Annotated in this window: 1 pseudogene; it reads right to left on the reverse strand. The window is 70.5% G+C overall.

Features of this window, described 5'->3' with window-relative positions:
• Positions 1-472 (reverse strand): annotated as a pseudogene (locus CCN56_RS45390) (NTP-binding protein); the annotation flags it as partial.
• Positions 473-728: the final 256 nt, after the last annotated feature.

Genomic DNA, 728 nt, shown 5'->3' on the forward strand with positions numbered 1-728 from the left:
GGGCGTCGGAGATGACGGCGAGCGGCTTGCCGAGCAGGGTGGAGAGCCCGAAGTTGGAGCCGAGCCCGGCGAGCGTGGGCCCGGCGAGGTTCTCCTTGCCGACCAGTTCCTTCAGGACGCGGGCGATGGTGCCCTTGCCGGAGCGGGACGGGCCCTTCATGAGGAGGATCTTCTGCTGGTCGGTCCGGCCGGACAGGACGTAGCCGAACCACTCCTGAAGGGCGGCGATGGAGTCGGGGTCGTCGGGCCAGATCCCGTTGAGGAACGCTTCCCAGGAGGGGGCGGTCGCGACGGGGTCGTAGTCGTACGGGACGGACACGATGTTGAAGAACCCCGGACCGTGGGGCAGCAGCTTGCGGTCCCGGATGCGCAGCAGGCCGTTCTGGCAGGCGACGATCGGGCTCGTGTCGTGCTTGCCGCGCTCGTGGTCGATCCAGGACGGGGCGTCAGTGTCGGTGGGCAGGAGGGTGATGGCTCCGAGGGCGNNCGCGCATCTGCTGCTCGTCGAACTCCCGCCAGCAGGTTCCGGTCCACCACATCCACGACCCGCGCCAGCGCCGGAGCTTCAGGTGTCCGTCCTCGGTGTGCCAGTCGGGCACGAGCCGCCGGGCGACGGCGAGCGGGTTGGACGGCGAGGGCAGTTCCTCGGTGCCGGTCATGCGGCCGTCCTCCCTTCGCCCTGGTTCCGGCACACGGCCTGGTGGTCGGTGTGGGCGGCGATCAGGGCG

The organism is Streptomyces sp. NRRL B-24572 (genome assembly GCF_002156145.1).
Classification (GTDB): domain Bacteria; phylum Actinomycetota; class Actinomycetes; order Streptomycetales; family Streptomycetaceae; genus Streptomyces; species Streptomyces vietnamensis.